The organism is Oleiphilus sp. HI0043, from assembly GCF_001634935.1.
Window position 1 is genome coordinate 1 of sequence record NZ_LWEY01000855.1, and the last position, 783, is coordinate 783.

The 783-nt window shown below is 48.6% G+C and carries 1 protein-coding gene; it reads left to right on the plus strand.

Annotated features, from left to right (window positions below; genetic code table 11):
- Positions 1-783: RnfABCDGE type electron transport complex subunit D (locus tag A3729_RS09655; protein WP_068633751.1), on the plus strand; the 783-nt coding region annotated here is incomplete at both ends.

A 783-nucleotide genomic window follows, 5' to 3' on the forward strand; every position in this document is an offset into this window, starting at 1 on the left:
CTTAACGACTACAGTGCGCTTGTAACAGCAGTGTTGCTGGGGATTGCTCTGCCTCCTTTTGCGCCTTGGTGGGTATCTTTGGTAGCGACAGCATTTGCTATTGTTTTTGCCAAGCACTTATACGGAGGAATGGGGTATAACCCCTTTAACCCGGCAATGGTGGGTTATGCTTTGGTGCTGGTATCTTTTCCTGTAGCGATGACGACCAATTGGGCAACACCGCAGACTTTATTGGACTCTCCAGCAACGCTGGGAGCAACGCTTGATGCAATATGGGGTGGTACCATAGCAGATGGTTATAGTGGGGCGACGCCTTTGGATGTCTATAAGCATGAAATTGCACACTCTACTGCGGATGTCGTTCTGCAAAATCCGGTATTTGGTGCCGGATTTTCCTTGGGTTGGGAATGGGTAAATCTGATGTTCCTGGCAGGTGGCCTGGTGTTACTTGTGAAAAAGATCATACCTTGGCAGACGCCTTTGGGAGTAATCCTTGGCTTGGCCTTGCCAGCNCTTGTCTTGGGCTATGATGCAGACCAGTTCGCACCGCTTAGCCTGCATATGCTGTCTGGTGCGACCATGCTGGGAGCTTTCTTTATAGCAACGGATCCCGTTACCTCATGTACCACGACTCGTGGCCGTTTGATTTTTGGTATTGGTATCGGTTTACTGACCTATATTATTCGCGTTTATGGTGCATACCCTGATGCCTTTGCTTTCGCTGTGCTATTGATGAATTTTGCAGCACCCCTGATTGATGTTTATACGCAGCCAAGAACTTAT